The sequence below is a fragment of the Streptomyces sp. YJ-C3 genome, from assembly GCF_053891275.1.
In genome coordinates this window covers 5,839,806-5,862,547 of the sequence record NZ_CM132685.1, presented here as the reverse complement: position 1 = coordinate 5,862,547, position 22,742 = coordinate 5,839,806, and the positions used below count along the sequence as shown (strand labels likewise).

The 22,742-nt window shown below is 73.1% G+C and carries 25 protein-coding genes; 17 read left to right on the top strand and 8 right to left on the bottom strand.

Annotated features, from left to right (window positions below; all coding sequences use genetic code 11):
• Positions 1–12: 12 nt before the first annotated feature.
• The 7 genes from ACVHNB_RS26200 (at position 13) to ACVHNB_RS26170 (ending at position 6,093) form a co-directional block, all read left to right on the top strand.
• Entirely contained in the window at positions 13–825 is an 813-nt protein-coding gene (locus ACVHNB_RS26200; RefSeq protein ID WP_456226054.1) for a HipA family kinase, read from the top strand.
• Complete coding sequence (locus ACVHNB_RS26195) at positions 822–1,205, top strand: DUF3037 domain-containing protein (RefSeq protein WP_456226053.1); 384 nt, start codon at positions 822–824, stop codon at positions 1,203–1,205. Before ACVHNB_RS26200 ends, ACVHNB_RS26195 begins: the two co-directional genes overlap by 4 nt.
• A 157-nt stretch (positions 1,206–1,362) precedes the next feature.
• Positions 1,363–2,124, top strand: a complete 762-nt coding sequence (gene fabG, locus ACVHNB_RS26190; RefSeq protein ID WP_428956100.1) for a 3-oxoacyl-ACP reductase FabG — start codon at positions 1,363–1,365, stop codon at positions 2,122–2,124.
• Between the two features lie 17 nt (positions 2,125–2,141).
• The gene (locus ACVHNB_RS26185; protein ID WP_428956101.1) at positions 2,142–2,909 is read left to right on the top strand and encodes an SDR family oxidoreductase; all 768 of its coding nucleotides are present in this window, start codon (positions 2,142–2,144) and stop codon (positions 2,907–2,909) included.
• A 228-nt stretch (positions 2,910–3,137) separates the two neighbouring features.
• Positions 3,138–4,640: an ABC transporter substrate-binding protein gene (locus ACVHNB_RS26180; RefSeq protein ID WP_428957726.1), complete on the top strand. Its 1,503-nt coding sequence runs from the start codon at positions 3,138–3,140 to the stop codon at positions 4,638–4,640.
• 129 nt (positions 4,641–4,769) lie between these two features.
• A complete protein-coding gene (ung, locus tag ACVHNB_RS26175; protein ID WP_428956102.1) occupies positions 4,770–5,453 on the top strand; it encodes a uracil-DNA glycosylase in 684 nt (227 codons plus the stop codon).
• 88 nt (positions 5,454–5,541) lie between these two features.
• On the top strand, positions 5,542–6,093 hold the full coding sequence (locus tag ACVHNB_RS26170; protein WP_428956103.1) for a hypothetical protein: 552 nt from the start codon (positions 5,542–5,544) through the stop codon (positions 6,091–6,093).
• A gap of 17 nt (positions 6,094–6,110) precedes the next feature.
• Here ACVHNB_RS26170 and ACVHNB_RS26165 read toward each other — a convergent pair whose 3' ends face one another.
• Both ACVHNB_RS26165 and ACVHNB_RS26160 read right to left on the bottom strand, forming a co-directional pair.
• Positions 6,111–6,578 (bottom strand): hypothetical protein, encoded by a 468-nt coding sequence (locus tag ACVHNB_RS26165; RefSeq protein ID WP_428956104.1) that lies wholly within the window; start codon positions 6,576–6,578, stop codon positions 6,111–6,113.
• An 80-nt stretch (positions 6,579–6,658) separates the two neighbouring features.
• The gene (locus ACVHNB_RS26160; RefSeq protein WP_428956106.1) at positions 6,659–7,276 is read right to left on the bottom strand and encodes a TetR/AcrR family transcriptional regulator; all 618 of its coding nucleotides are present in this window, start codon (positions 7,274–7,276) and stop codon (positions 6,659–6,661) included.
• A 155-nt stretch (positions 7,277–7,431) separates the two neighbouring features.
• Here ACVHNB_RS26160 and ACVHNB_RS26155 point away from each other — a divergent pair, with 155 nt between their 5' ends.
• Positions 7,432–8,673 carry an FAD-dependent monooxygenase gene (locus tag ACVHNB_RS26155; RefSeq protein ID WP_456226052.1) on the top strand — a complete coding sequence of 414 codons (1,242 nt, stop codon included), beginning with the start codon at positions 7,432–7,434 and terminating at the stop codon, positions 8,671–8,673.
• Positions 8,674–8,751: 78 nt separating this feature from the next.
• Complete coding sequence (locus tag ACVHNB_RS26150) at positions 8,752–9,657, top strand: Gfo/Idh/MocA family protein (RefSeq protein WP_456226051.1); 906 nt, start codon at positions 8,752–8,754, stop codon at positions 9,655–9,657.
• 9 nt (positions 9,658–9,666) lie between these two features.
• On the opposite strand, the gene lnt is transcribed toward ACVHNB_RS26150, so the two are convergent.
• Both lnt and ACVHNB_RS26140 read right to left on the bottom strand, forming a co-directional pair.
• Positions 9,667–11,241, bottom strand: coding sequence for an apolipoprotein N-acyltransferase (gene lnt / locus ACVHNB_RS26145; RefSeq protein ID WP_456226050.1), 1,575 nt, complete (start codon positions 11,239–11,241; stop codon positions 9,667–9,669).
• Between the two features lie 139 nt (positions 11,242–11,380).
• Positions 11,381–11,851: a nuclear transport factor 2 family protein gene (locus ACVHNB_RS26140; protein WP_428956110.1), complete on the bottom strand. Its 471-nt coding sequence runs from the start codon at positions 11,849–11,851 to the stop codon at positions 11,381–11,383.
• 281 nt (positions 11,852–12,132) lie between these two features.
• On the opposite strand from ACVHNB_RS26140, the gene ACVHNB_RS26135 reads away from it, so the two are divergent.
• Both ACVHNB_RS26135 and ACVHNB_RS26130 read left to right on the top strand, forming a co-directional pair.
• Positions 12,133–12,801 (top strand): hypothetical protein, encoded by a 669-nt coding sequence (locus ACVHNB_RS26135; RefSeq protein WP_456226049.1) that lies wholly within the window; start codon positions 12,133–12,135, stop codon positions 12,799–12,801.
• 20 nt (positions 12,802–12,821) lie between these two features.
• On the top strand, positions 12,822–13,562 hold the full coding sequence (locus tag ACVHNB_RS26130) for a glucose 1-dehydrogenase (RefSeq protein WP_456226048.1): 741 nt from the start codon (positions 12,822–12,824) through the stop codon (positions 13,560–13,562).
• A gap of 35 nt (positions 13,563–13,597) precedes the next feature.
• On the opposite strand, the gene ACVHNB_RS26125 is transcribed toward ACVHNB_RS26130, so the two are convergent.
• Entirely contained in the window at positions 13,598–13,762 is a 165-nt protein-coding gene (locus ACVHNB_RS26125; RefSeq protein ID WP_428956113.1) for a hypothetical protein, read from the bottom strand.
• 58 nt (positions 13,763–13,820) lie between these two features.
• On the bottom strand, positions 13,821–14,708 hold the full coding sequence (locus ACVHNB_RS26120; protein WP_456226047.1) for a helix-turn-helix transcriptional regulator: 888 nt from the start codon (positions 14,706–14,708) through the stop codon (positions 13,821–13,823).
• Between the two features lie 102 nt (positions 14,709–14,810).
• Here ACVHNB_RS26120 and ACVHNB_RS26115 point away from each other — a divergent pair, with 102 nt between their 5' ends.
• Positions 14,811–15,518 (top strand): SDR family NAD(P)-dependent oxidoreductase, encoded by a 708-nt coding sequence (locus ACVHNB_RS26115; RefSeq protein WP_428956115.1) that lies wholly within the window; start codon positions 14,811–14,813, stop codon positions 15,516–15,518.
• A gap of 122 nt (positions 15,519–15,640) precedes the next feature.
• Positions 15,641–16,339 carry a vWA domain-containing protein gene (locus ACVHNB_RS26110; protein ID WP_428956116.1) on the top strand — a complete coding sequence of 233 codons (699 nt, stop codon included), beginning with the start codon at positions 15,641–15,643 and terminating at the stop codon, positions 16,337–16,339.
• Positions 16,340–16,415: 76 nt separating this feature from the next.
• On the opposite strand, the gene ACVHNB_RS26105 is transcribed toward ACVHNB_RS26110, so the two are convergent.
• Both ACVHNB_RS26105 and ACVHNB_RS26100 read right to left on the bottom strand, forming a co-directional pair.
• Positions 16,416–17,291 carry an undecaprenyl-diphosphate phosphatase gene (locus ACVHNB_RS26105; RefSeq protein WP_428956117.1) on the bottom strand — a complete coding sequence of 292 codons (876 nt, stop codon included), beginning with the start codon at positions 17,289–17,291 and terminating at the stop codon, positions 16,416–16,418.
• Positions 17,292–17,537: 246 nt separating this feature from the next.
• Positions 17,538–18,521 (bottom strand): transcriptional regulator, encoded by a 984-nt coding sequence (locus ACVHNB_RS26100; protein ID WP_456226046.1) that lies wholly within the window; start codon positions 18,519–18,521, stop codon positions 17,538–17,540.
• A 70-nt stretch (positions 18,522–18,591) separates the two neighbouring features.
• Here ACVHNB_RS26100 and ACVHNB_RS26095 point away from each other — a divergent pair, with 70 nt between their 5' ends.
• The 4 genes from ACVHNB_RS26095 (at position 18,592) to ACVHNB_RS26080 (ending at position 22,729) form a co-directional block, all read left to right on the top strand.
• Positions 18,592–19,779: an MFS transporter gene (locus tag ACVHNB_RS26095; protein ID WP_428956119.1), complete on the top strand. Its 1,188-nt coding sequence runs from the start codon at positions 18,592–18,594 to the stop codon at positions 19,777–19,779.
• A gap of 153 nt (positions 19,780–19,932) precedes the next feature.
• Positions 19,933–21,087: a Gfo/Idh/MocA family protein gene (locus tag ACVHNB_RS26090; RefSeq protein ID WP_456226045.1), complete on the top strand. Its 1,155-nt coding sequence runs from the start codon at positions 19,933–19,935 to the stop codon at positions 21,085–21,087.
• A complete protein-coding gene (locus ACVHNB_RS26085) occupies positions 21,084–22,025 on the top strand; it encodes a DUF6807 domain-containing protein (RefSeq protein ID WP_456226044.1) in 942 nt (313 codons plus the stop codon). The genes ACVHNB_RS26090 and ACVHNB_RS26085 overlap by 4 nt, the downstream gene beginning before the upstream one ends.
• Positions 22,019–22,729, top strand: coding sequence for a cupin domain-containing protein (locus ACVHNB_RS26080; RefSeq protein ID WP_456226043.1), 711 nt, complete (start codon positions 22,019–22,021; stop codon positions 22,727–22,729). The genes ACVHNB_RS26085 and ACVHNB_RS26080 overlap by 7 nt, the downstream gene beginning before the upstream one ends.
• Positions 22,730–22,742 lie beyond the last annotated feature (13 nt).

Below are 22,742 nucleotides of genomic sequence, written 5' to 3'. Positions count from 1 at the left end.
TAACCTGGGCGCATGCTCACCGAAGTCACGGCGACCCGATATGTCACTCCATTGAGGGAGGGCGGATCGCTTCCCGGCCTGGTCGAGGCCGACGATCTCACCGCGTACGTCATGAAGTTCACCGGCGCGGGACAGGGCCGCAAGACGCTCGTCGCCGAGGTGATCTGCGGACAGCTGGCGCGGGCCCTCGGCTTCCGGGTGCCGGACCTCGTCGCCCTCGACCTCGACCCCGTCATCGGTCTCGGCGAACCCGACCCCGAGGTGCAGGAGCTGCTCAAGGCGAGCGGCGGCACCAACCTCGGGATGCGGTTCCTGCCGCGGGCACTCGGCTTCGACCCGCTCGCGTACGCCGTCGATCCCCTGGAGGCGGGCCGCGTCGTCTGGTTCGACGCGCTGATCAACAACGTCGACCGGTCCTGGCGCAACCCCAACATGCTGGTCTGGCGCGGTGACCTGTGGCTCATCGACCACGGCGCGAGCATGATCTGGCACCACAACTGGCGCGGCGCACCCGCCTGGGCCGCCAGGCCGTACGACGCGACCGATCACGCCCTCGCCCCGTTCGGACCCGATGTCGAGGCGGCCGCCGCCGAACTCGCGCCGCGCGTCACCGAGGACCTCCTCGCGCGGGCCGCCGCCGACGTGCCCGACGTCTGGCTCGTGGACGAGCCGGGCTTCGACCACCCCGACGCGGTGCGGCGGGCCTACGTCGAGACGCTGGCGGAGCGCGCCGCGACCGTCCACGAGCGCATCGACCTGCCGGCGGGCGGCGCGGCCCGGACGCCGCGCACGACCGGCTGGATCACCGAAGGAGCGGACCGATGAGCGAGCGCGATGTCTTCGAGTACGCCCTGCTGCGGGTCGTGCCGCGCGTCGAGCGCGGCGAGCAGATGAACGCGGGCGTCGTCGTGTACTGCCGGGCCAGGTCGTTCGTCACCGCGCTCACGCATCTCGACGAGTCCCGGCTCCTGGCGCTCGACCCCGAGGCCGACGTGGTCGGCGTGCGCGCCGTGCTCCACGCCGTCGAACGGCACTGCCGCGGCGGCGACAGCGCCGGACAGGCCGCGGACGACGACGCGGGGCGCCGCTACCGCTGGCTGATCGCACCCCGCTCGACGGTGGTGCAGCCGGGGCCCGTGCACACCGGTCTGACGGCTGATCCGGCCGCCGAGGCGGAGCGTCTGCTCGCCCAGCTGGTCCGCTGAGCGCGCCGGTCCGGCACGGCGAGTGATCAGGGGCACCCGGTGGGTACGTTGACACCGGGTGTCAGGGCTTCTAGCGTCACACGCACAGGGTACTAAGCGGTCGCTCACCCGCACTGGAGCGGAGCGGCCGCCCTCTAGGGCGAGGAGACCGAAGAGCATGTCCACCACTGAGCAGCGCGTAGCGATCGTCACGGGAGCCGCGCGCGGTATCGGCGCCGCGACCGCGATCCGTCTGGCCGAAGAGGGCCGCGCCGTCGCCGTGATCGACCTCGACGAGGCCGCTTGCAAGGACACCGTCGAGAAGATCACCGCCGCCGGTGGCAAGGCCCTCGCGGTCGGCTGCGACGTCTCCGACGAGGCGCAGGTCGAGGCCGCCGTCGCACGGATCGCCGAGGAGCTCGGCGCGCCGACGATCCTCGTGAACAACGCGGGCGTCCTGCGCGACAACCTGCTGTTCAAGATGAGCGCCTCCGACTGGGACACCGTCATGAACGTGCACCTGCGCGGCGCGTTCCTGATGTCCAAGGCCGTCCAGAAGCACATGGTGGACGCGAAGTTCGGCCGCATCGTGAACCTGTCGTCCTCCTCGGCGCTCGGCAACCGCGGCCAGGTCAACTACTCCGCCGCCAAGGCCGGTCTGCAGGGCTTCACCAAGACCCTCGCGATCGAGCTCGGCAAGTTCGGCGTCACCGCCAACGCCGTCGCCCCCGGCTTCATCGTCACCGACATGACCGCCGCCACCGCCGAGCGCGTCGGCATGGGCTTCGAGGACTTCCAGGCCGCGGCCGCCACGCAGATCCCGGTGCAGCGCGTGGGCCGCCCCGAGGACATCGCCAACGCCATCGCCTTCTTCACCGGCGAGGCGGCCGGCTTCGTCTCCGGCCAGGTCATGTACGTGGCCGGCGGACCGCTCAACTAAGCCCGGAGGCAACGGACATGACGACTTCAGAACTCCCGCCCCTGTCCGGCAACGTCGCCCTCGTCACCGGCGCCAGCCGCGGCATCGGCTACGGCATCGCCGAGGCCCTCGTCGCCCGCGGCGACCGCGTCTGCATCACGGGACGCGGCGAGGACGCGCTCAAGGAGGCCGTGGAGACCCTCGGCTCCGAGCGCGTCATCTACGTAGCCGGAAAGGCCCACGACGAGGCGCACCAGGCCGCCGCCGTCGAGCGCACCATGGAGGCGTTCGGCCGCGTCGACTTCCTCGTCAACAACGCCGGTACGAACCCGGTGTTCGGGCCCATCGCCGAGCTCGACCTGAACGTGGCGCGCAAGGTCTTCGAGACCAACGTCGTCTCCGCGCTCGGCTTCGCCCAGCAGACGTACAAGGCGTGGCAGAAGGAGAACGGCGGCGCGATCGTGAACATCGCGTCCGTGGCCGGCGTCTCCGCCTCGCCGTTCATCGGCGCGTACGGCATGAGCAAGGCCGCCATGGTCAACCTCACGCTCCAGCTGGCGCACGAGTTCGCGCCGAAGGTGCGGGTCAACTCGATCGCCCCGGCGGTCGTGAAGACCAAGTTCGCGCAGGCCCTGTACGAGGGCCGGGAGGCCGAGGCCGCGGCCGCCTACCCGCTCGGCCGGCTCGGGGTGCCCGAGGACATCGGCGGCGCCGCCGCGTTCCTGACCTCGCACCAGGCCGACTGGATCACCGGCCAGACGCTCGTCGTGGACGGCGGCATCTTCCTCAACGCGGGCGTCGCGTGATCAATGTGTGACCCGAGCAATATGGGCGTCGGCTGACATCGCCAGACAAACGTCCTCGCGCATGAAGTGCCCCGTCGGATCAAGCAGTTGATCCGGCGGGGCACTGCGATATTGTCTGCCGACCCATGGCATGGCCGATCGAGGAGCGTGCGCGTGTTCAAACGGTTGCTTGCCCCCCGCACGTTGGCGGCGACTGCGTCCATAGCCCTGCTCGCCGGGTGCGGGCTGATGCAGACCGGTGGCTCCGAGGACGAGAATCCGATCGTGGTGGGGACCACCAGTGCCCCGAGCACGCTGGACCCCGCGGCTTCCTGGGACGGCTCCTGGGAGCTGTTCCGCAACGTCTACCAGACCCTGGTCGCCTTCCCCTCCGGCGCCGCGGAACCGGAGGCCGACGCGGCCGAGTGCTCCTTCAAGGACAACGCCAACCGTGTCTACCACTGCCGGCTGCGCGAGGACATGAAGTTCTCCGACGGGGACTCGCTCGACGCCGAGGCTGTGAAGTACTCGATCGACCGGATCCGCGCCATCAAGGTCAAGGGCGGGCCGAGCGGACTGCTCGGCAGCCTCGACCGCGTCGAGACGCGGGGCGACCGCGACGTGACGTTCCACCTGAAGAAGCCGGACGCGACCTTCCCGTTCGTTCTCGCCACGCCGGCGATGTCGATCGTCGACCCCGACGAGTACCCGGCCAAGGAACTGCGCACGGACGGCAAGGTCACCGGGTCCGGTCCCTACTCGCTGCAGGCCTACACGGACGGCGAGAAGGCGGAACTCGTCAAGAACCCCCAGTACGAGGGGTTCGCCGACCGCAAGAACGAAGCAGTGACGATTCGCTACTTCAAGACCTCCTCCGAGATGGTCACCGCCCTGAAGTCCAAGGAGATCGACGCGACCTTCCGTGGCCTCGCCGCCGAGGACGTCGTGCACCTCCAGGGCAAGAACGACAGCGACGGCCTGCAGCTCGTCGAGGGCGCGGGCACGGAGATCAGCTACCTCGTCTTCAACCCGAAGGACCCGTGGGCGGGCAAGCGCGCGGTGCGCCGGGCCGTCGCGCAGGTCGTCGACCGGGGGGCGATCTCGCACGAGGTCTACAAGGACACCGTCGAACCGCTGTACTCCATGGTCCCCAAGGGGCTCGCGGGCCACTCCACGGACTTCTTCGACGACTTCGGCGATCCCAGCCCCGCCAAGGCGGCCGCGATCCTCTCCAAGGCGGGCATCACCGGGCCCGTGCCGCTCACGCTCTGGTACACCACCGACCGCTACGGATCGGCGACCGCCCCCGAGTTCGAGGCCCTCAAGAAGCAGCTGGAGGCGTCCAAGCTGTTCAAGGTGACGCTCAAGAGCCGGCCGTGGAAGACGTACGAGCAGGGCTACCGCAACGGTGAGTACCCGGTGTTCGGACGTGGCTGGTTCCCGGACTTCCCGGACGCCGACAACTTCATCGCGCCCTTCGTGGGCGAGGAGAACGCGGTGAGCACGCCCTACGTGTCGCCCGAGATCACCGACCAGATCCTGCCGCAGTCGCGCGGCGAGAGCGACCGGGGCGCGACGGTCCGGCAGTTCGAGCGGGCCCAGCAGATCATGGCGGACGACGCCCGGCTGCTGCCCCTGTGGCAGGGCAAGCAGTACATCGCGGCCAGCGACGAGATCTCGGGCGGCGAACGCGCCCTCGATCCGTCGACGATCATGATGATGTGGGAACTGCAGCGCAAGACCAGTTGGTGAGGCCGGGCGGTCCCCGGGCGGGACCGTGATTGTCAGTGGACGCCGGTAGGTTCTTGGGTGACGAAGCGGCCGTGCGCGTGGTGACGCGCGCACGGGCGTGCAAGTGCCCGTACCCCGGAGGTTGTTGACGTGACCGACACTGCGATGCTGCCCGAGTCCTGGCGTGGCGTCCTCGGCGAGGAGCTGCAGAAGCCCTACTTCAAGGAGCTCACCGAGTTCGTCGAGGAGGAGCGCGCGAAGGGTCCCGTCTACCCGCCGCGCGAGCAGGTCTTCGCCGCGCTGGACGCGACGCCGTACGACCGGGTCAAGGTGCTGGTCCTGGGCCAGGACCCGTACCACGGCGAGGGGCAGGGGCACGGGCTGTGCTTCTCGGTGCGGCCCGGCGTGAAGACGCCGCCGTCGCTGCGCAACATCTACAAGGAGATGCAGGCCGAGCTCGGCACCCCGATCCCGGACAACGGATATCTGATGCCGTGGGCCGAGCAGGGCGTGCTGTTGCTGAACGCGGTGCTGACGGTGCGGGCCGGCGAGGCCAACTCGCACAAGGGCAAGGGCTGGGAGAAGTTCACGGACGCGGTGATCCGGGCCGTCGCCGACCGCCCCGACCCGGCCGTCTTCGTCCTGTGGGGCAACTACGCGCAGAAGAAGCTCCCGCTCATCGACACCGAGCGGCACATCGTCGTGAAGGGCGCGCACCCCTCGCCGCTGTCCGCGCGCAAGTTCTTCGGCTCGCAGCCCTTCACCCAGATCGACGCGGCGGTCGCGGCCCAGGGCCACGAGGCGATCGACTGGCGCATCCCGGATCTGGGCTGAGCCGCGCCTGATCGGGATTGCCGGTGGCGGCCGTTAGCGTCGGAAGCCGTGATCGGCACCCGACCGGTTGGTGAGCTTGGAGGAGCCAGTGGCACAGCGGCGCGAGCAGGCGGCGGACGACACCATGATGACCCGCATCGGGCAGGTGGTCATGCTGGCGCATGCCGGGGACCGCGAGGAGGCGCGGGACCGCTTCCTCGTCCTGTGGTCGGAGATCGGCGAGAACGGCGACCCGCTGCACCGCTGCACCCTCGCGCACTACATGGCCGACACCCAGGACGATCCTGCCGACGAGCTGGCCTGGGACCTGCGCGCGCTGTCCGCCGCCGACGGGCCCGCCGACGAGCGGCCGCAGGCGGACGAGGCGTCCCTCGCGCTGCGCGCCCTGTATCCGTCGCTGCACCTCAATCTGGCGGCGGACTACGTGAAGCTGGGGCGCCCCGGCGCGGCCCGCAGCCATCTGGCACGGGCCCGCGCGACGGTCGGGACGCTCGGGGACGACGGGTACGGGGACGGGGTGCGCGCCGCCCTCACCCGGCTCGAGCTGCGGGTGTCGGCCCTGCCGGCCGACGATGACGACTCGGACGAGGGCGGCCGCCCGGGCGGCGAGCCGCTGGGCCCGCCGCGCCGCAGCTCCTGACCGGGCGGCCGGCGGCGTCAACTGCCGTAGGCGTCCTGACAGATGACGGACTGCGGGCTGTCCGGGTCCCAGCCGCCGTACTGGCGGCCGAGCGCGCAGACATCGGTCTGGGCGGGAGCTTCGGGTGCGGTGGTCCGGGCGGGCTCCGGCTCGGGCCTGGTGGCGGCCGTGCGGTGGGGCGCGGCTTCCGGCGCCGCGCGCCGGGGTGGTGCGGCCGGACGCGGGGGCGGCGGGGCCTCAGTGCGCGGGCCGGCGGCGCCGCGGTGGGGCGAGGGGCCCGTGCGCTCCAGGGCCTCCCGTGCGGGGGCCTGGACCAGCGGCCGGTCGGCGTGGCCGTCGGGGCGGGGCGCGGGAGCCGTGACGGACGGCGAGGGGGTGGCCGGGGCGGGCGGGGCGTGGACGCTCATGCAGCCGGACGCGGTGGCAGCGGTGACGGCGGCGGCCGCCGACAGCAGGAGCGTGGCTGAGCTGGACTTTCTGGGCACCCGCGCCACTTTGCTGGACGCGACCGCGGTGGGGGAACCGTAGGGGGCGAGGTTGCCCCGCACGGGTGACGGTGGATGCCTCAGGCGTCCTTTGAGCCGAGCATGCCGTGCAGCAACTCCCCGTATCCCCGTCGCAGTTCCGCGAGGCTCGGTACCGCGGTGCTGAACGAGCCCGCCACGCACGAGAACATCGTGCCCTCGGTCCACGCCACCAGGGACAGGGTGTGCCGCTCGGGGTCCCGCGAGCCCGCCGCGCGCAGGAGTTCCGTCAGGGGGCGACGGAACTGGCTGCCCGTGTCGTCGAAGAACGTGCGCAGCTCGGGGCGGCGCGTGGCTTCGAGCGCCAACTCGTAGCGGCAGATCAGGAGTTGGGGGTTCTGGGTCAGGTAGCGGTGCAGGGCGAGAGCCATGCCGTCGATCAGGGCGGCCAGGCCATCCGTGGGGCTGGGTAGTTCGTCCACGGCGAGCACCCGGCCCTCGCGCGCCGCGAGCCGCCGTACGGCCGCTTCGAGCAGGGCGAGCCGGGTGCGGGCGTAGTTCGACGTCGAGCCCTGCGGCAGGTGGGCGACCTCGTCGACCGCGCGGTGCGTCAGGCCGCGCATCCCGCGCTCCGCGAGCAGCACGAGTGCGGCGTCGGCGATCCGGTCGGGGCGGGAAGCGGCGGCCGCGGGATCGTGCGGCTCGGTCGTGCGGGACATGAGGGACAACCTATCGCGATGACTACAGATGTAGTGGCCGTCACGGTCGCGGAGTCAGCCGCGGTCTGTCGATGCCACTACAGCTGTAGTACGGTCGTGGCGTGACTTCACTACAGGTGTAGTGAAGGGGGTCGTTCCATGCCATGGGAGGCGTCATGACAGCCACCGGAGACACCCGACCGGGGGCGCGGCAGGCCAGGGCCGTCGTGGTCGGCGGCGGGATCGGCGGACTCACCGCGGCGCTGGCGCTGCACCTGCGCGGCTGGCGGGTGACCGTCCTGGAGCGGGCGCGCGAACTGAAGCCCGTCGGCGCGGGCATCTCCCTCGCGCCCAACGCGCAGCGCGCCCTCGACGTCGTCGGGCTCGGCGACGAGATCCGTTCGCTCGCCGCCTGGACGGGGGACGGCGGCCTGCTCACCCCCAAGGGCCGCTGGCTGTCGCGCGCCGATCCGGGGCTCGCGGCCGAGCGGTTCGGCAGATCCCTCGTCCTGCTGCACCGCGCGACCCTGATCGAGAAGCTGGCGGCCCGGCTGCCCGCCGACATCGTGCGGACGGCGTCCGGGGCGCGGCTCGCCGACGCCGGGGATCCGGGCGACCCGGCGCGGCCCGCCCGGGTCGTCACCCCGCAGGGTGACCTGGAAGCGGAGCTGGTCGTCGGCGCCGACGGGATCCACTCGGCCGTGCGCGGCGCCCTCTTCCCGGAGCACCCCGGCACCGCGTACTCCGGGTTCACCACCTGGCGTGTCCTCGTACCGCCGCTGGGCCGCCCCTTCGTCCAGCACGAGACCTGGGGGCCCGGCCGCCTCTGGGGCACGCACCCCTTCGCCGACGGCACGATCTACGCGTACGCCGCCGCCATGGTCCCCCCGGGGCGCACCGCGGCGGACGGCGACGAGAGGGCGGAACTCCGGCGCTTGTACGGGAGCTGGCACGACCCGATCCCCGCGATCCTCGACGCGGTCGAACCCGGCGGGGTGCTGCGTCACGACGTCCACCACATCGCCGAACCGCTGCCCGCCTTCCACCGCGGCCGGGTCGCGCTCCTCGGCGACGCCGCGCACGCCATGGCGCCGACGCTGGGCCAGGGCGGCAACCAGGCCATCGAGGACGCGGTCGTCCTCGCCCACCACGCCGCCCCCGACGCGGCACCGGACCTGGCCGGATACACCCGGGCGCGACAGCCGCGCACCGCGATGATCGCGCGCAGGGCGATGGCGGTCAGCCGCGTGAACATGCTCGGCAACCGGCCGGGCATCGCCCTGCGCAACGGCGTGATCCGCGCCGCCGGCCTCGTCGGGCCCACGCTGATGCTGCGCGGCCTGGACGGCATCGCGGACTGGCGGCCCCCGCAGCGGCGGCCCCACGCGCGCGACGCGGTGCCGGGGGAGCGGGTGTAGCGCCGGGCGCGCCCCGCGGTCACCTCCCCGTATGCTGCCCGGACGCGACGGGCTACGGCTACAGAGGAGTACGGGAACGTGAAGGTCGGCTGCATCGGACTCGGGGACATCGCGCAGAAGGCCTATCTGCCCGTGCTCACCACGCAGGCCGGGGTGGAACTGCATCTGCAGACCCGGACGCCCGCGACCCTCGCCCGCGTGGCCGACGAGCACCACATCCCGGCCGCGCAGCGCCACACCGAGCTGGACGCGCTGCTCGCCCAGGGGCTCGACGCGGCCTTCGTGCACGCGCCGACCGCCGTGCACCCCGAGATCGTGACGCGTCTGCTGGAGGCGGGCGTCGCCACGTACGTCGACAAGCCGCTCGCCTATGAACTGGCCGATGCGGAGCGGTTGGTGGGCCTCGCCGAGGAGCGCGGTGTCAGTCTGACCGTCGGCTTCAACCGGCGCTACGCACCCGGGTACGCGCAGTGCGTCGAGCACCCGCGCGAGCTGATCCTGATGCAGAAGAACCGGGTCGGGCTGCCCGAGGAACCGCGCTCGATGGTCCTCGACGACTTCATCCACGTCGTCGACACGCTGCGCTTCCTCGTGCCCGGCGAGGTCGACGACGTCACCGTGCGCGCCCGCGTCGAGGACGGCCTGCTGCACCACGTCGTCCTCCAGCTCGCCGGTGACGGCTTCACCGCGCTCGGCGTCATGAACCGGCTCAGCGGCTCCACCGAGGAGATCCTCGAGGTCTCGGGACAGGACACCAAGCGGCAGGTGATCAATCTCGCCGACGTCGTCGACCACAAGGGGCAGCCGACCGTGCGCCGCCGCGGCGACTGGGTGCCCGTCGCCCGCCAGCGCGGTATCGAGCAGGTCGTGCTCGCCTTCCTCGACGCCGTCCGCGCGGGCCGGGTGCTCAGTGCCCGCGACGCGCTGGCCACGCACGAGCTGTGCGAGCGGGTCGTGCGCGAGGTGCAGCGCCTCGCGGCCTGACCCCGTGCCTCAGCGGCCGTGCGAGACCTGGGCGGCCGGTACTTCGGACGCCGCCGCCCGGCGCCGGAGCCGGCGCGCCGCCTCCGTCGCGGCCAGCACCGCGAGGACCGTGACCGCCGCGTGCACCGGCCAGTCGCCGAAGCGGACGTACAGCGTGCTGCCGTGCGCGGTCGGCACGTCGTAGACACGGGCCCCGCTCCGCGGGGTGCCCAGCCAGGGACCGGCACGCCGCCCGTCCGGGCCGTACACCGCCGACACCCCGGTCAGTGTCGCGTGCACCATCGGACGGCCGGTCTCCGCGGCCCGCACCGCGCCGAGCGACGCGTGCTGCTCCGGCGCCCAGCTGTGCTGGAACGTCGACGTCGACGACTGCGCGAGCAGCACCCGCGCCCCGTCCCGGGTCAGACTGCGCGTCATGTCGGGGAACGCGGACTCGAAGCAGACCAGCGGACCGACCCGCAGGTCCCGCGACCCGTGCCGCACGTCCATGACGACCTGGCGCGTGCCGCGCATCCGGTCCTCGACCGCGGCCTTGCCGACCGAGGTCGCCCAGCCGAGCAGTGAGCGCGCGGGCACGTACTCGCCGAAGGGGACGAGCCGCATCTTGTCGTAGCGCTCACCGGTCGGGCCGTCGGGGCCGATCAGCACCGAGCTCTTGTAGATGCCCTGGCCCGCGGCGCCGGAGGCGGGGCGGCGCGCGTCCACGTTGACGAGGATGTCCGCGTCGACGGCGCGGGACAGCCCCGCGATCCGGCGGGCCAGATCGGGCCGGTCGGCCAGGTCGGAGCCGACGCTGCTCTCGCCCCACACCACCAGGTCGACGTCCTGCCCGGCGAGCCGGCGGGTCAGCGCCTCCTCGCGGTCGAAGCGGCGCTCGCCGCTGTCGGCGCCGGCGATGACGCCCGGCTGCACCACGGCGATGCGCACCTGCCCGTCGGTCGCCGGGCGCGGAGCCCACGCCCAGGCCGCACCGGTGACGGTGACGGTCGCGACCAGCCCGGCCACCGCCGGGGTGCGCGCCCCGCGCGCCACCACGAGGACCGTGACCCCGGTGTTCACGGTCACCACGAGCAGACTCACCAGCCAGACGCCGCCTACCGAAGCGAGCCGCAGCGCCGGTGTCACCTGCCACTGGCTGGACCCGAGCAGGCCCCACGGGCCGCCCAACCCCTGCCAGGAACGGACCAGTTCGACCATCAGCCAGCCCGACGGCACGGCCACGAGCGCGGCCGCCGCCCGGCCCGGTGAGGGAGTGCCGTGCAGCACTCTGCGCACCAGCCACCCCCACGGCGCCCACAGGGCACCGAGCAGAGCGGCGATCACGACGGTGAAGACGTGCAGGCTCGGCAGCAGCCAGTGGTGCACCGCCAGCATGAACCCGAGGCCGCCGAGCCAGCCGTCCAGGGCCGCGCGGCGCGGCGTACCCGCCGAGCGCGCCAGCAGCATCCACGGCACCAGCGCGGCATAGGCGCACCACCACAGTGACGGCGCCGGGAAGGCGAGGGCGGGCAGCGCACCCGCCGACGCCGCCGCCGCGCCGCGCCACCAGGGCGACGCGCCGAGCCGCTGCCGCCATCGCTCCATGGGCCCGCGCCTCCCTGCTCGTACGACACCCGACGGCACCCGCCACGTGCCTTCAGTGTGCGCGCCGGAAGCGATCAACGACAGTGGGCACCGGTCGAAATGAGCGACATCGGGTACCGGTCGAAAGGGCGGAAGACGGTCACGCGCCGGCGGGAGCGTGCTCCGGGGTGCGCCGCCATTTCTCGTGGACGGTCACCCGGTGCAGCCGCCAGCCGTGCTGCGTGCGGACGAGACCGAAGGCGTACCGGCCGCCGCACACGAAGTCCGGCGCCGTGCCCTCACCGGCGAAGCGCATGGGATTGATGAAGTCGGCCTGGACCCGGGCCGTGTCGCCGACGTCCCGGTCGAGCGCTCCGAACCGCACCCGCCGGTTCACGATGAGGTGCTGCCGCATCGGGAACATCTCCATCGTCGACGTCAGCCAGCGCGCGATCTCCTCCGCGCTGCCCTCCACGCCGCCGGCGTCCCGGTAGTCGGCGCGGCCGTCCGGCGCGAACAGCGCGCGGTAGGCCGCCCAGTCGCCGTCGTCCACGGCCACCGCGTAGTCGGTCACCAACTCGTCGACCGCGAGCCGGTCCATCACTGTCGCGAGTTCCACACGCTGTGTCATCGGGTCAGTGTCGAGCCCGCGGTGCGCACAGCCAAGAGGCATGCGCGATCCGAATGCCCGCGCGTACCATACGGTCACCGCAGTACTGGTCAACTCACGCTGTTGCGGAGGTAGTTGGTGAAGAACGCCGATCGCAAGGATGTGTACGCGCGGCAGACGGGCCGCAAGGAACTGACGCCGCGTCAAAGGCGCCGCATCGCCAAGAAGGCGGGGCAGGGCAAGGCCTGAGGCCGGGCCGAAATCCCCGGGGCGGCCGTGCGCATCGCTGCTACGGTCGCCCCATGTCAGCAGACTCGAACACCTCGGCGACCCAGGCTCCGGGGCCCGTCACCGGCGACGACGTGGCGCAGGCCGTCGAACTCGCCGTGACCGCGCTGCGCCCCGCCCTCGACGCCGACTGGGACGTCCCGGCCGGCTCGCTGGAGTGGACCTGCTGGGAGACCGGCGAACACCTCGCGGACGACCTCTTCTGGTACGCGGCCCGCATCGGTTCACTGCGCCCCTCGACGGACGACCGGGAACCCCTCGGCTGGTCGCGGCGCCGCCCCGAAGGGCCCGCGAACACCATCACCGCCGACCCGGAGGCCGGACCGGCCGGACTCCTCCAGGTGCTCGAGTCCTGCGGCGGGCTGCTCGCCGCCGTCACGCGGGTGACACCGGCGAGCGCGCGCGCCCATCACGTCTTCGGGGTCAGCGATCCCGAGGGATTCGCCGCGATGGGCGTCGTCGAGACGCTGCTGCACGCGCACGACCTGACGCGGGGACTCGGTGTCGCGGACTTCGCGCCGCCCGCCGACCTCTGCGACCGGTCGCTGCGCCGGCTCTTCCCGGACGCCCCCGACGACGCCGCACCCTGGCCCGCCCTGCTGTGGCTGACCGGCCGGGGCGACCTCCCGGGGCGTGATCGCGTAGGGAAATGGCGCTGGTACGGTGCACCCCGCGCGACATGATCACCGTCCGGGAGGCCCCCTTGACCCGCCCCACCACCCTTGTCACCGGCGGCAGCCGAGGCATCGGCGCCGCGACCGCGCTGCGCCTCGCACGCGACGGCCACGACATCGCGCTCTCCTACGTCCACGACAAGGACGCGGCGGAACGGACCACGCAAGCCGTGACCGCCGCCGGGGCCCGGTGCGCCCTCATCCGCGCGGACACGTCCCAAGAGGCCGACGTGGAGCGGATGTTCGACGAGGCGGTGGACCGGCTCGGGCCGCTCACCGGCCTCGTGAACAACGCGGGCGTCGGCTCCGCGCTCGGCCCGCTCGCCGAGACGAGCGCCGAGGAACTGCGCCGCGTCGTCGACGTCAACGTCCTCGGCGTGCTGCTGTGCTGCCGCCGCGCCGCCCGGGACATGGGCGCCGCCGGAGCGGGCGCCATCGTGAACCTGTCCTCGGCCGCGGCCACCCTCGGCAGCCCCGGCGACTACGTCCACTACGCCGCGTCCAAGGCCGCCGTCGACACCCTCACCCTCGGCCTCGCCAAGGAGCTCGGCCCGGTCGGCGTCAGGGTCAACGCGGTGGCGCCGGGCATCATCGACACCGAGTTCCACGCGGCGAGCGGCGCGCCCGACCGGGCCGCGCAGTCGGCGCCCGGCATCCCGCTGCGCCGCCCCGGCACCGCGCAGGAGATCGCCGCGGCCATCGCCTGGCTGCTCTCCGACGAGGCCGCGTACACCACGGGAACCGTCCTACGAGTGGCGGGCGGTCGCTGAAGCGGGCCGGATCAGGGCCTGTCGCCCGCCCCCGGTCAGGGGACCTCGGCGCGGACCGCCTCGGCCCACTCCGACACGAGCAGCTCGTACTGCGCGCGCTGCTCGGCGCTGAGCCGTCCGCCCGCGCGCAGCCACAGGCCCCGGATCTGCTCGTTCACCTCGGCGGCGGACCGCACGGAACAAGGCGTGACTGGAGGCATGCGTCAAAGCTAGTGGCGAGACGGCCGCCTGGGAACCCTGAGCGAGCAACCGCTTGCTTCAAGTGATCGATTCCGTACCGGAGCCGATGTCCGCGGACGCGTGGGCGAAGGCGGTCGCCGCCGTCGTCGCCAGCAGCGTCAGCCGGTCCGCGTCCGGGGTGCCCGGCTCGGCGGTGTAGACCATGACGCGCAGCTCGTCGCCCGCGACCGTGAGGATGTCGCAGTCCAGCGTCAGCGGGCCCACCCCGGGGTGCTCGACCGTCTTGCGCGCCGCCTCGTGCCGGCCGACGGACCCCGACTCCCACAGCTCGGCGAACCGGGGGCTCTTCGCCCGCAGCTCGGCGACCAGTTCCGCGAGGCGCGGATCGGACGGGTAGCGGCCCGCGGTCGTGCGCAGGTCGGACACCAGGGCCGACTCCATCGCACGCCGCGCCGCCGGGCTCTGCCGCACGCGGCCCGGCGGCCCGAGGAACGTCCACCACACGCCGTTGCGCCCGTGGCCGCGCCAGTCGGGGCGCTCGCCCAGCAGCGCCGAGTACAGCGGGTTCGCGAGGAGCAGCGTCCACGCCGCGTCGAACACCGCGACGGGCGTGCCCGCCAGCCGCTGCAGCAGCCGGTGCACGCTCGGCGTGAGCGTGGCGGGCACCGTGTCGGGACCGGGCGGCGCCAGGCCGGCGAGCCGGAACAGGTGCGCGCGCTCGGCGACGGACAGCCGCAGGGCGCGGGCGAGCGCCTCCACGACCTGGTCCGAGGGACGGGTGGCCCGGCCCTGTTCCAGCCGGGTGACGTAGTCCGCGGAGATCCCGGCCAGCAGGGCCAGCTCCTCGCGGCGCAGCCCGGCCGCGCGCCGCTGCCCCACCGCCGTGATCCCCGCCGACTCGGGCGGGATCCGGTCCCGCCAGCGCCGCACCGCATCCCCGAAGGCCCCGAACTCCGCACTCGCCATACCCTCCACTGTGCCCCGTCCGGCACCGGTCTTCCTGGTACCGGGAGTCCCAGGAAGACCGGACTCCTGGCTGGTCCGGCGCCCTGGACGGAAGCTGGACCCATGACCACGACACTCATCACCGGAGCCAACAAGGGCCTCGGCCGCGAAACCGCCCGCCGCCTCGTCGCCGCGGGACACACCGTCTACCTGGGCAGCCGCGACGCGGAGCGCGGGCGCCGCGCCGCCGCGGAGCTCGGCGCGCGCCATGTCGTCATCGACGTCACCGACGACGCGTCCGTCGAGGCGGCGGCGCGCACCCTCGACACCGACGGCGGCCTCGACGTACTCGTCAACAACGCCGGTATCGAGGGCCGCACCGACGGGAACGGCATCGTCGCCCCCGCCGACGAGACCGTCGACACCCTGCGCCCGCTGTTCGAGACGAACCTCTTCGGCACGCTGCGCGTCACCCACGCCTTCCTGCCCCTGCTGCGCCGCTCCACCGCGCCCGTCATCGTGAACGTCAGCAGCGGCCTCGGCTCGATGGCCCTGGTCACCGACCCCACGGCCCCGGCGTACGGCTACCCCGGCATCGCCTACCCGGCCTCCAAGACCGCGGTGAACATGCTCACGGTGCAGTACGCGAAGGCGTTCCCGGAGATCCGGATCAACTCCGTCGAGCCGGGCTTCACCAAGACCGACCTCAACGGCAACACCGGCGTCCAGACCGTCGAGGAGGGCGCCGAGATCATCGTGCGGATGGCACAGGTGGGACCGGACGGGCCGACGGGCGGGTACTTCGACGCGCACGGGCCTGTGGACTGGTGACGGGCCGGGCCGGACCGCCCGTCGCCGAGGAGCTCCGTTCCACCGAATCACTTCAGCGGTGAGTGCAACCTCTGGCCCTCAGGAGTCGTCCACCATGGCACCGCCACGCAAGGAGACTCCGTATGCCGACCGATTTCGAGAAGGTTCCCGCCGGGCTCGTCAGCCTCGCCAAGACCGCCGCCGTCTCGCTGCGCAAGCAGGGACTCGCCGGCCGGCAGGCCGCCGTCTACCTGGTGCTGGACCGCTCGGGCAGCATGCACCGCTACTACAAGAACGGCAGCATGCAGCACCTCGCCGAGCAGGCGCTGGCCCTGTCCGCGAACCTGGACGACGACGGCATCGTCCCGACCGTCTTCTTCGACACCGACGCCCATGAGGCCGTCGACATCAGCCTCGACAACTACCAGGGCCGGATCGCCGAACTCCACAAGAAGTACGGGCACATGGGCACCACCAACTACGCGGCCGCCATGGACGCCGTCATCGACCACTACCTCGACAGCGAATCGACGGCGCCCGCGTTCGTCATCTTCCAGACCGACGGCTCACCCGACTCCCGTCGCGCCGCCGAACAGACCCTGTGCAAGGCCGCCGAGCTGCCGCTGTTCTGGCAGTTCGTCGGCTACGGCAAGGACAGGTTCGACTTCCTGCGCAAGCTCGACGAACTCGCCGTCCCCGAGAAGCGCGTCGTCGACAACGCCGGGTTCTTCGCCGCCGGGAAGGACCCCAAGACCATCCCCGACGGGGTCCTCTACGACCGGCTGATGGGCGAGTTCCCCGACTGGCTGCGGGCCGCGAGCGCCGCCGGGATCATCGCCTGAACGCGGCAAGGAGAGTCGCCCCGTGAAGCCGCAGTCGCTGCCAGGCGCGGAGACGACTGCCGCTCACCGGGCGGCACTACCCGGCCGACTCCGCGGCGTGCGGGCTCAGCACACCCACGCTGACCAGCACGAACAGGGCGATGCCCAGCGCGATCCGGTAGTACACGAACGGCATGAAGCTCTTGGTCGAGATGAACTTCATGAGCCACGAGATCACCGCGTAGCCCACGCCGAACGCGATCAGCGTCGCGAAGATCGTCGGGCCCCACGAGACGTGGCCGCCTTCGGTCGCGTCCTTGAGTTCGAAGACGCCGGAGGCGAGCACCGCCGGGATGGCCAGGAGGAACGAGTAGCGGGCGGCCGACTCGCGGGTGTACCCGAGGAAGAGGCCGCCGCTGATCGTCGCACCGGACCGGGAGACGCCGGGGATCAGGGCCATCGCCTGGCAGAGGCCGTAGATCAGGCCGTCCTTGACGGAGAGGTCCTTGAGCTCCTTGCGGGTACGGATGGCCCGGTGCCGTCCGCCCGTCTCGTCACGGGCCGCGAGACGGTCGGCCACGCCGAGGACGATGCCCATCACGATCAGCGTCGTCGCCGTCAGGCGCAGGTCGCGGAACGGGCCCTCGATCTGGTCCTTGAACGTCACGCCGAGCACGCCGATCGGGATCGAGCCCACGATCACGAGCCAGCCCATCTGGGCGTCGTGGTCGCCGCGCATGCTCCGGTCGGTCAGCGACCGGAACCACGCGGAGATGATCCGCGCGATGTCCTTGCGGAAGAAGATCACCACCGCGGTCTCCGTGCCGAGCTGGGTGATCGCCGTGAAGGCGGCGCCCGGATCGGTCCACCCCGCGAAGGCGGCGGTGAGGCGGAGATGGGCGCTCGACGAGATCGGGAGGAACTCCGTCAGCCCCTGGACGAGTCCCAGAATGAACGATTCGAACCAAGACATGGGGAGATACGCGATCCAGGGTGCGGGCGGAACCGGCCGCGAACGCGGTCCGGAGAAGGGTCTGCGAGCCCCCGGGGCCAGGGCCGCGGGCGCGTGCGAGGGCAGCGTAGCGCCCGAAAGTGACGGGACTGCCACGGGGGCGGCCGGACAGGCCCAGGACCCGTCCGGCGGATCCTGTCGCGGGCGCGGGGTCTGGCACCCACACCAGCGGCGTTGTCCCCGCTCACCGGCACAGGACAACGACACCTAGCCGCCGGTCTCCCGCTGCGCCGCCAGCAGCGCGTCCCCGGCCGGAGCGCGGTAGTAGAGCACCGAGCGGCCCGCGCGGCGGCGCCGTACGAGGCGGCCGTCGAGCAGCACCTTCAGATGGCGGCCGACCGAGCCGAGCCCCTGGCCGGTCAGGGCGACCAGCTGAGTGGTCGTCAGGGGATGGTCGAGCAGCACGAGGACCTGCGCGCGCGACGGGCCGAGCAGCGTGGCGAGCCCCGAGGGCGGCGCCGCCCTTCCCGCGTCGGCGAGGGCGCCCGCGCACGGATAGACCACGGCGTACCGGTTCGCGGCCGTCTCCCAGGAGAACCAGCCCTGCTGCGGGGTGACGGGCACGAACAGCAGCTCGGCCCCGGAGATGTCCTGCGGCGGATAGTCGTGCGCGTTGACCCGCAGGCGCCCGTCGCCCAGCCAGCGCATGGTGGGGCGCAGCGCGCCGAACGCCGCCGCCCAGCCGCCGACCGTCATCTCCCGGGTCCGCGCGACGACATCGGCCTCGATGACCCGGCGCCGCCGCGGCCACTGCGGCCGTACGGTCTCCCGCCACACCCACTCCAGGAGCGCGGCGGTGCGCTCCGAGAGATCGTCGGCGCGGGCCAGCGCGGCGGGCAGCGGGCCGGGGCAGGAGACGGCGAGATCGGCGCGTACGCGGTCCGGTGGCGTGGCACGGATCCGGGCGAGTCCGTCGGCCAGGTCGAGCGCGCGCAGCCCGGCCGGGGTGGGCGTGACGAAGTCCGCGTTCCACGTCGCCCCGAACACGGCGTCCACCAGCAGCGCCGTCACCCGGTCCGCGGCCAGCCGCGCGCGGTAGGCGGGCAGGTACGTGTCCAGCCACTGCCGTTCGCCGGGGTGCGCGGCGGCGGGATCCGCCAGCTTCTTCAGGCTCGCGGTCGTCTCCGCCAGCGACGACACCACGAACCGACTGCCGGCCAGAGTGTCCGCGTCGACCTGCCAGACGCCCACGGAGCCTCCCTCGTTTCGCCGGTCCGCGAAACATTAACGTCCGTCCGCCGCGGCCCCGCAGCCTCCACCCATGCGTACCTACCGCGACCTGTTCAGCACGCCGGAGTACCCGCCCTTCTTCCTCGCCTGCTCGCTCCAGGTCGCCGCCCAGACGGTGGCCGGCCTGGCGCTCGGCTCGCTCGTCTATGCCGCGACGGGGTCGGCGCTGCTGTCCGCGCTCGCCATGTTCGGGCCCGCCCTCGCCCAGGTCGTGGGCGCGTTCACCCTGTTGTCGGCGGCGGACCGGCTGCCGCCGCGCGCGGCCCTCGCCGGACTGTCGCTGTTCCTGGGCCTCGCCACCGCCGCCCAGGCCGCGCCCGGCCTGCCGACCGCGGCCGCGCTCGCCCTCGTGCTGGCGCAGGGCGTGCCCGCGGCGCTGGGCGGCGGCGTCCGCTACGGCCTGCTCACCGACATCCTCGACCGCGACGGCTACCTGCTCGGCCGCTCCGTGCTGAACATGAGCACCGGCACCTGCCAGATCCTCGGGTACGCGATCGGCGGCGCCCTGGTGCAGGCCCTGTCCCCGCGCGGCACCCTGCTGATCGCCGCGGGCCTGTACGGCCTGTCGGCGGCGGTGGCCCGCCGGGGCCTGGCCCGGCGCGCGGCACGGGCCACCGGCCGCCCGTCGGCCGCGGCGACGCTGCGCGGCAACGCGCTCCTGTGGTCGTCACGACCGCGCCGGTACGTGTACCTGGCCCTCTGGGTGCCGAACGGGCTGATCGTCGGCTGCGAGGCCCTGTTCGTCCCCTACGACCCCGCGCACGCGGGCCTGTTGCTCGCCGCCGCCGCGCTCGGCATGCTCGCCGGTGACACGCTCGCCGGACGCTTCGTGCCCGCACGCCTGCGGGGCCGGCTCGGGGCGCCGCTGCGGCTGCTCCTCGCCGCGCCGTACCTGGTGTTCGCGGTGCGCCCCGCGCTGCCGGTGGCCGCGTTCGCGGTGGCGTGCGCCTCCGTCGGCTACGCGGCGAGCCTGCTCCTCCAGGAGCGCCTGGTGGCGCTGACCCCGGACGAACTGAGCGGGCACGCCCTCGGGTTGCACACCGCTGGGATGCTTTCGGCGCAAGGGATCGCGGCGCTCCTCGCGGGGGCGCTGGCCCAGGTCACGTCGCCGGCGACGGCCATGACGGCCCTCGCGGCCGGATCGCTGGCCGTCACGCTCGCGCTGGCGCCCGGCCTGCGCCGGGTGGAGGGCCCCGAGCCCCGGACGGCGGTTCCGTGAACGTCCGGTGGGGACCTGACCAACCGCCCACGCCCTGTTGACCCCCGTCGCCCCACCCGCTTAGCGTCGACGGGGGGAAAGCGCTTGCTACGCGGCGCCGCCCCCACGCGTCAGGTCCTGCCACCGCACCCCGATGGAGTGTTGATCGCGCCCATGCGCAGCGCACCCGCACCAGATCGCTCCGGTCCCCGCACCCACCGCCTCAAGGCCGCCGTCATCGGCGCCGGCGGCATCGCCCGCGGCAGCCATCTGCCGGCCCTCCAGCAGCTCGCCGCCGAGGGCGAGCTGGAGGTCGTCGCGGCCGTCGACATCGACGACGACGCCGTCCGCCGGTTCTGCGCGGACGGCGCGATCCCGCACCCGTACACCGACCTGCGGCGCATGCTCGACGAGCAGCGGCCCGACCTCGTCACCGTCTGCACCCCGCCCACCCTGCACCGCGAACAGACCGTCGCCGCCCTGGAGTCCGGCGCCTGGGTGTGGTGCGAGAAGCCGCCGACACCGTCCCTGGCGGAGTTCGACGCCATCGAGGCGGCCGAGGGCGCGCAGGGCGGGCCGTACGCGGCCATCGTGTTCCAGCACCGCTTCGGCTCGGGCGCGCACCATGTGCGGGACCTGCTCGCCAAGGGCGAGGTCGGACGACCGCTCGTCGCCCACTGCCAGACCACCTGGCACCGTGACACCGCCTACTACTCCGTTCCCTGGCGCGGCCGTTGGGCCACCGAGGGCGGCGGCCCCGCCATGGGCCACGGGATCCACCAGATGGATCTGCTGCTCGACCTCCTCGGCCCCTGGTCCGAGGTGCGGGCCATGGCCGGGCGGCTCGTGCACGACGTGGAGACCGAGGACGTGTCGACCGCCCTCGTCCGCTTCGGGAGCGGCGCCCTGGCCACCGTCGTCAACAGCGTCCTCAGCCCCGACGAGGTCAGCCGCATCCGCATCGACTGCGAGCGCGCCACTGTGGAACTGACCCATCTGTACGGCTACAAGAACGCGGACTGGACCGTCACCCCCGCCCGCGACGTACCCGATGAACTCGCCGCCTCCTGGCAGGACTTCGGCACCGACGTCCCCAGCTCCCACCTCGCCCAGCTGCGCGCACTGATCGCGTCGATGCGCGCGGGCGAACGCCCCCGCAGCAGCGGCCCCGACGGGCGCACCAGCCTGGAGCTGATCTCCGCGCTCTACAAGTCCGCGTTCACCGACGTCACCGTCCGCGCCGGCGAGATCGGCCCCGGCGACCCGTACTACACCGCACTGCACGGCGACGCCCCCGGCTGGGCGCCCCTCCAGGAGGCCACCGCATGACCACCGAGCCGAGCCCGCTGCGCCTCGTCCACGCCCACGGCGACCGCGTCACCGTCACCGAGCCCACCACCGGCGTCGACCTGTTCGCGTACGTCCACCGCCCCGAGGCCGCCTGGGAGGCCCCGAAGCCGTACCTCCACCCCATCAGGACGCTGGGCGGCCACGTCGTCACCGACTACCGGCCCAACGACCACCGCTGGCACAAGGGCCTTCAGATGACCGCCTCCCACCTCTCGGGGCAGAACCTGTGGGGCGGCAACTCCTATGTACACGGCGAGGGTTACCTGGCCCTGCCCGAACGCGTCGGCTCCATGGCGCACGCCGGTTTCGACGAGATCGCCGCCCGCGCGGACGGGACCGCCGTCATCGCCGAGCGGCTGACCTGGCATCCCCACGACGGTGCGCTGTGGGCCGAGGAGTCCCGCCGCGTCGAGGTGCGCGACGTCGACCCGGCCGCCGGGTCCTGGACGCTGACCTGGACCAGCGCCGTCACCAACCGCCGCGCCGAACCGCTCCGCTTCGGCAGCCCCACCACCCACGGCCGTGAACTCGCGGGCTACACCGGCCTGTTCTGGCGCGGACCGCGCGCCTTCCGTGACGGCCGGATCCTGACGGCCGACGCCGAAGGGCCCGAGGACATGGGGACGCAGGCGCCCTGGCTCGCGTACAGCGCGGAGCACGACGGCGCCGACGGACACGCCACGCTCGTCTTCGAACACGCCCTGGAGAACGACCACGCGGGGGAGCGGGGCGCCCACCCGGCGCACTGGTTCGTGCGCAACGACCCGTTCGCCGCGGTGGCTCCGTCCTTCGCCTACTACGACGAACTCGTCCTGGAACCCGGCGCCACCCTCACCCGCCGCTACCGCGTCGTCGTCGCCGACGGGGCATGGGAGCGCGAGGAGATCGCCAAGTACCTGGCGGAGCACCCGTGGTGAGCCCGTACGAAGGACTGCCCGGCGGGGTCGCGGTCTCGCATCTGTCGGTGTACGACTGGCCCGCCGCCGACGGGCTGTGCGGCGGCACCCCGCACCTGCACCTGACGTGCAGCGAAGGGTACGTCGTCACGGCGGGCAGCGGCGCCGTCCAGACGCTGACCGCCGCCGGGGCCGAGCGGACGCCGCTGACGGCGGGCACCGTCGCCTGGTTCACGCCGGGCACCATCCATCGGCTGGTCAACGAGGACGGGGGCCTGCGGATCGTCGTCCTGATGCAGAACAGCGGGCTGCCCGAGGCGGGCGACGCGGTGCTCACGCTGCCGCCCGCCCACCTGACCGACCCCGAGACGTACGCCGCCGCCACGGCCATCCCGGCCGACGCCCCCGAGGAGGAGCAGGAGCGGGTGGCGCGGGCCCGGCGCGACCTCGCGATCGAGGGGTACCTGCGGCTGCGCGAGAACCCGAAGGAGCTCCCCGCCTTCCACGAGGCGGCGGCCGCGCTCGTCCGGCACCGGCTCGCCGCGTGGCGCGACCGGTGGGAGCGGGGTGCCGCCGCCGCGTCCGCCGCGACCGGCCACCAGCTCGACCGGCTCGCCGCCGGCGACGCCGGGCATCTCGCGGACGCCGTGGTGCGGTCCGAGGCGCCGTCCGCGCGCGGGAAGTTCGGGATGTGCGGCCGGCTGGACGTGTACCGGACCGACTGAATCCCGCGGGACC

What these genes read in the sequence shown, in the direction of transcription:
- ACVHNB_RS26200 (WP_456226054.1), top strand. Translation starts at nt 13, where the DNA reads ATGCTCACCGAAGTCACGGCGACCCGATATGTCACTCCATTGAGGGAG.
- ACVHNB_RS26195 (WP_456226053.1), top strand. Translation starts at nt 822, where the DNA reads ATGAGCGAGCGCGATGTCTTCGAGTACGCCCTGCTGCGGGTCGTGCCG.
- fabG (WP_428956100.1), top strand. Translation starts at nt 1,363, where the DNA reads ATGTCCACCACTGAGCAGCGCGTAGCGATCGTCACGGGAGCCGCGCGC.
- ACVHNB_RS26185 (WP_428956101.1), top strand. Translation starts at nt 2,142, where the DNA reads ATGACGACTTCAGAACTCCCGCCCCTGTCCGGCAACGTCGCCCTCGTC.
- ACVHNB_RS26180 (WP_428957726.1), top strand. Translation starts at nt 3,138, where the DNA reads ATGCAGACCGGTGGCTCCGAGGACGAGAATCCGATCGTGGTGGGGACC.
- ACVHNB_RS26160 (WP_428956106.1), bottom strand. Translation starts at nt 7,276, where the DNA reads ATGTCCCGCACGACCGAGCCGCACGATCCCGCGGCCGCCGCTTCCCGC.
- ACVHNB_RS26155 (WP_456226052.1), top strand. Translation starts at nt 7,432, where the DNA reads ATGACAGCCACCGGAGACACCCGACCGGGGGCGCGGCAGGCCAGGGCC.
- lnt (WP_456226050.1), bottom strand. Translation starts at nt 11,241, where the DNA reads ATGGAGCGATGGCGGCAGCGGCTCGGCGCGTCGCCCTGGTGGCGCGGC.
- ACVHNB_RS26140 (WP_428956110.1), bottom strand. Translation starts at nt 11,851, where the DNA reads ATGACACAGCGTGTGGAACTCGCGACAGTGATGGACCGGCTCGCGGTC.
- ACVHNB_RS26135 (WP_456226049.1), top strand. Translation starts at nt 12,133, where the DNA reads ATGTCAGCAGACTCGAACACCTCGGCGACCCAGGCTCCGGGGCCCGTC.
- ACVHNB_RS26125 (WP_428956113.1), bottom strand. Translation starts at nt 13,762, where the DNA reads ATGCCTCCAGTCACGCCTTGTTCCGTGCGGTCCGCCGCCGAGGTGAAC.
- ACVHNB_RS26120 (WP_456226047.1), bottom strand. Translation starts at nt 14,708, where the DNA reads ATGGCGAGTGCGGAGTTCGGGGCCTTCGGGGATGCGGTGCGGCGCTGG.
- ACVHNB_RS26115 (WP_428956115.1), top strand. Translation starts at nt 14,811, where the DNA reads ATGACCACGACACTCATCACCGGAGCCAACAAGGGCCTCGGCCGCGAA.
- ACVHNB_RS26110 (WP_428956116.1), top strand. Translation starts at nt 15,641, where the DNA reads ATGCCGACCGATTTCGAGAAGGTTCCCGCCGGGCTCGTCAGCCTCGCC.
- ACVHNB_RS26105 (WP_428956117.1), bottom strand. Translation starts at nt 17,291, where the DNA reads ATGTCTTGGTTCGAATCGTTCATTCTGGGACTCGTCCAGGGGCTGACG.
- ACVHNB_RS26095 (WP_428956119.1), top strand. Translation starts at nt 18,592, where the DNA reads ATGCGTACCTACCGCGACCTGTTCAGCACGCCGGAGTACCCGCCCTTC.
- ACVHNB_RS26090 (WP_456226045.1), top strand. Translation starts at nt 19,933, where the DNA reads ATGCGCAGCGCACCCGCACCAGATCGCTCCGGTCCCCGCACCCACCGC.
- ACVHNB_RS26085 (WP_456226044.1), top strand. Translation starts at nt 21,084, where the DNA reads ATGACCACCGAGCCGAGCCCGCTGCGCCTCGTCCACGCCCACGGCGAC.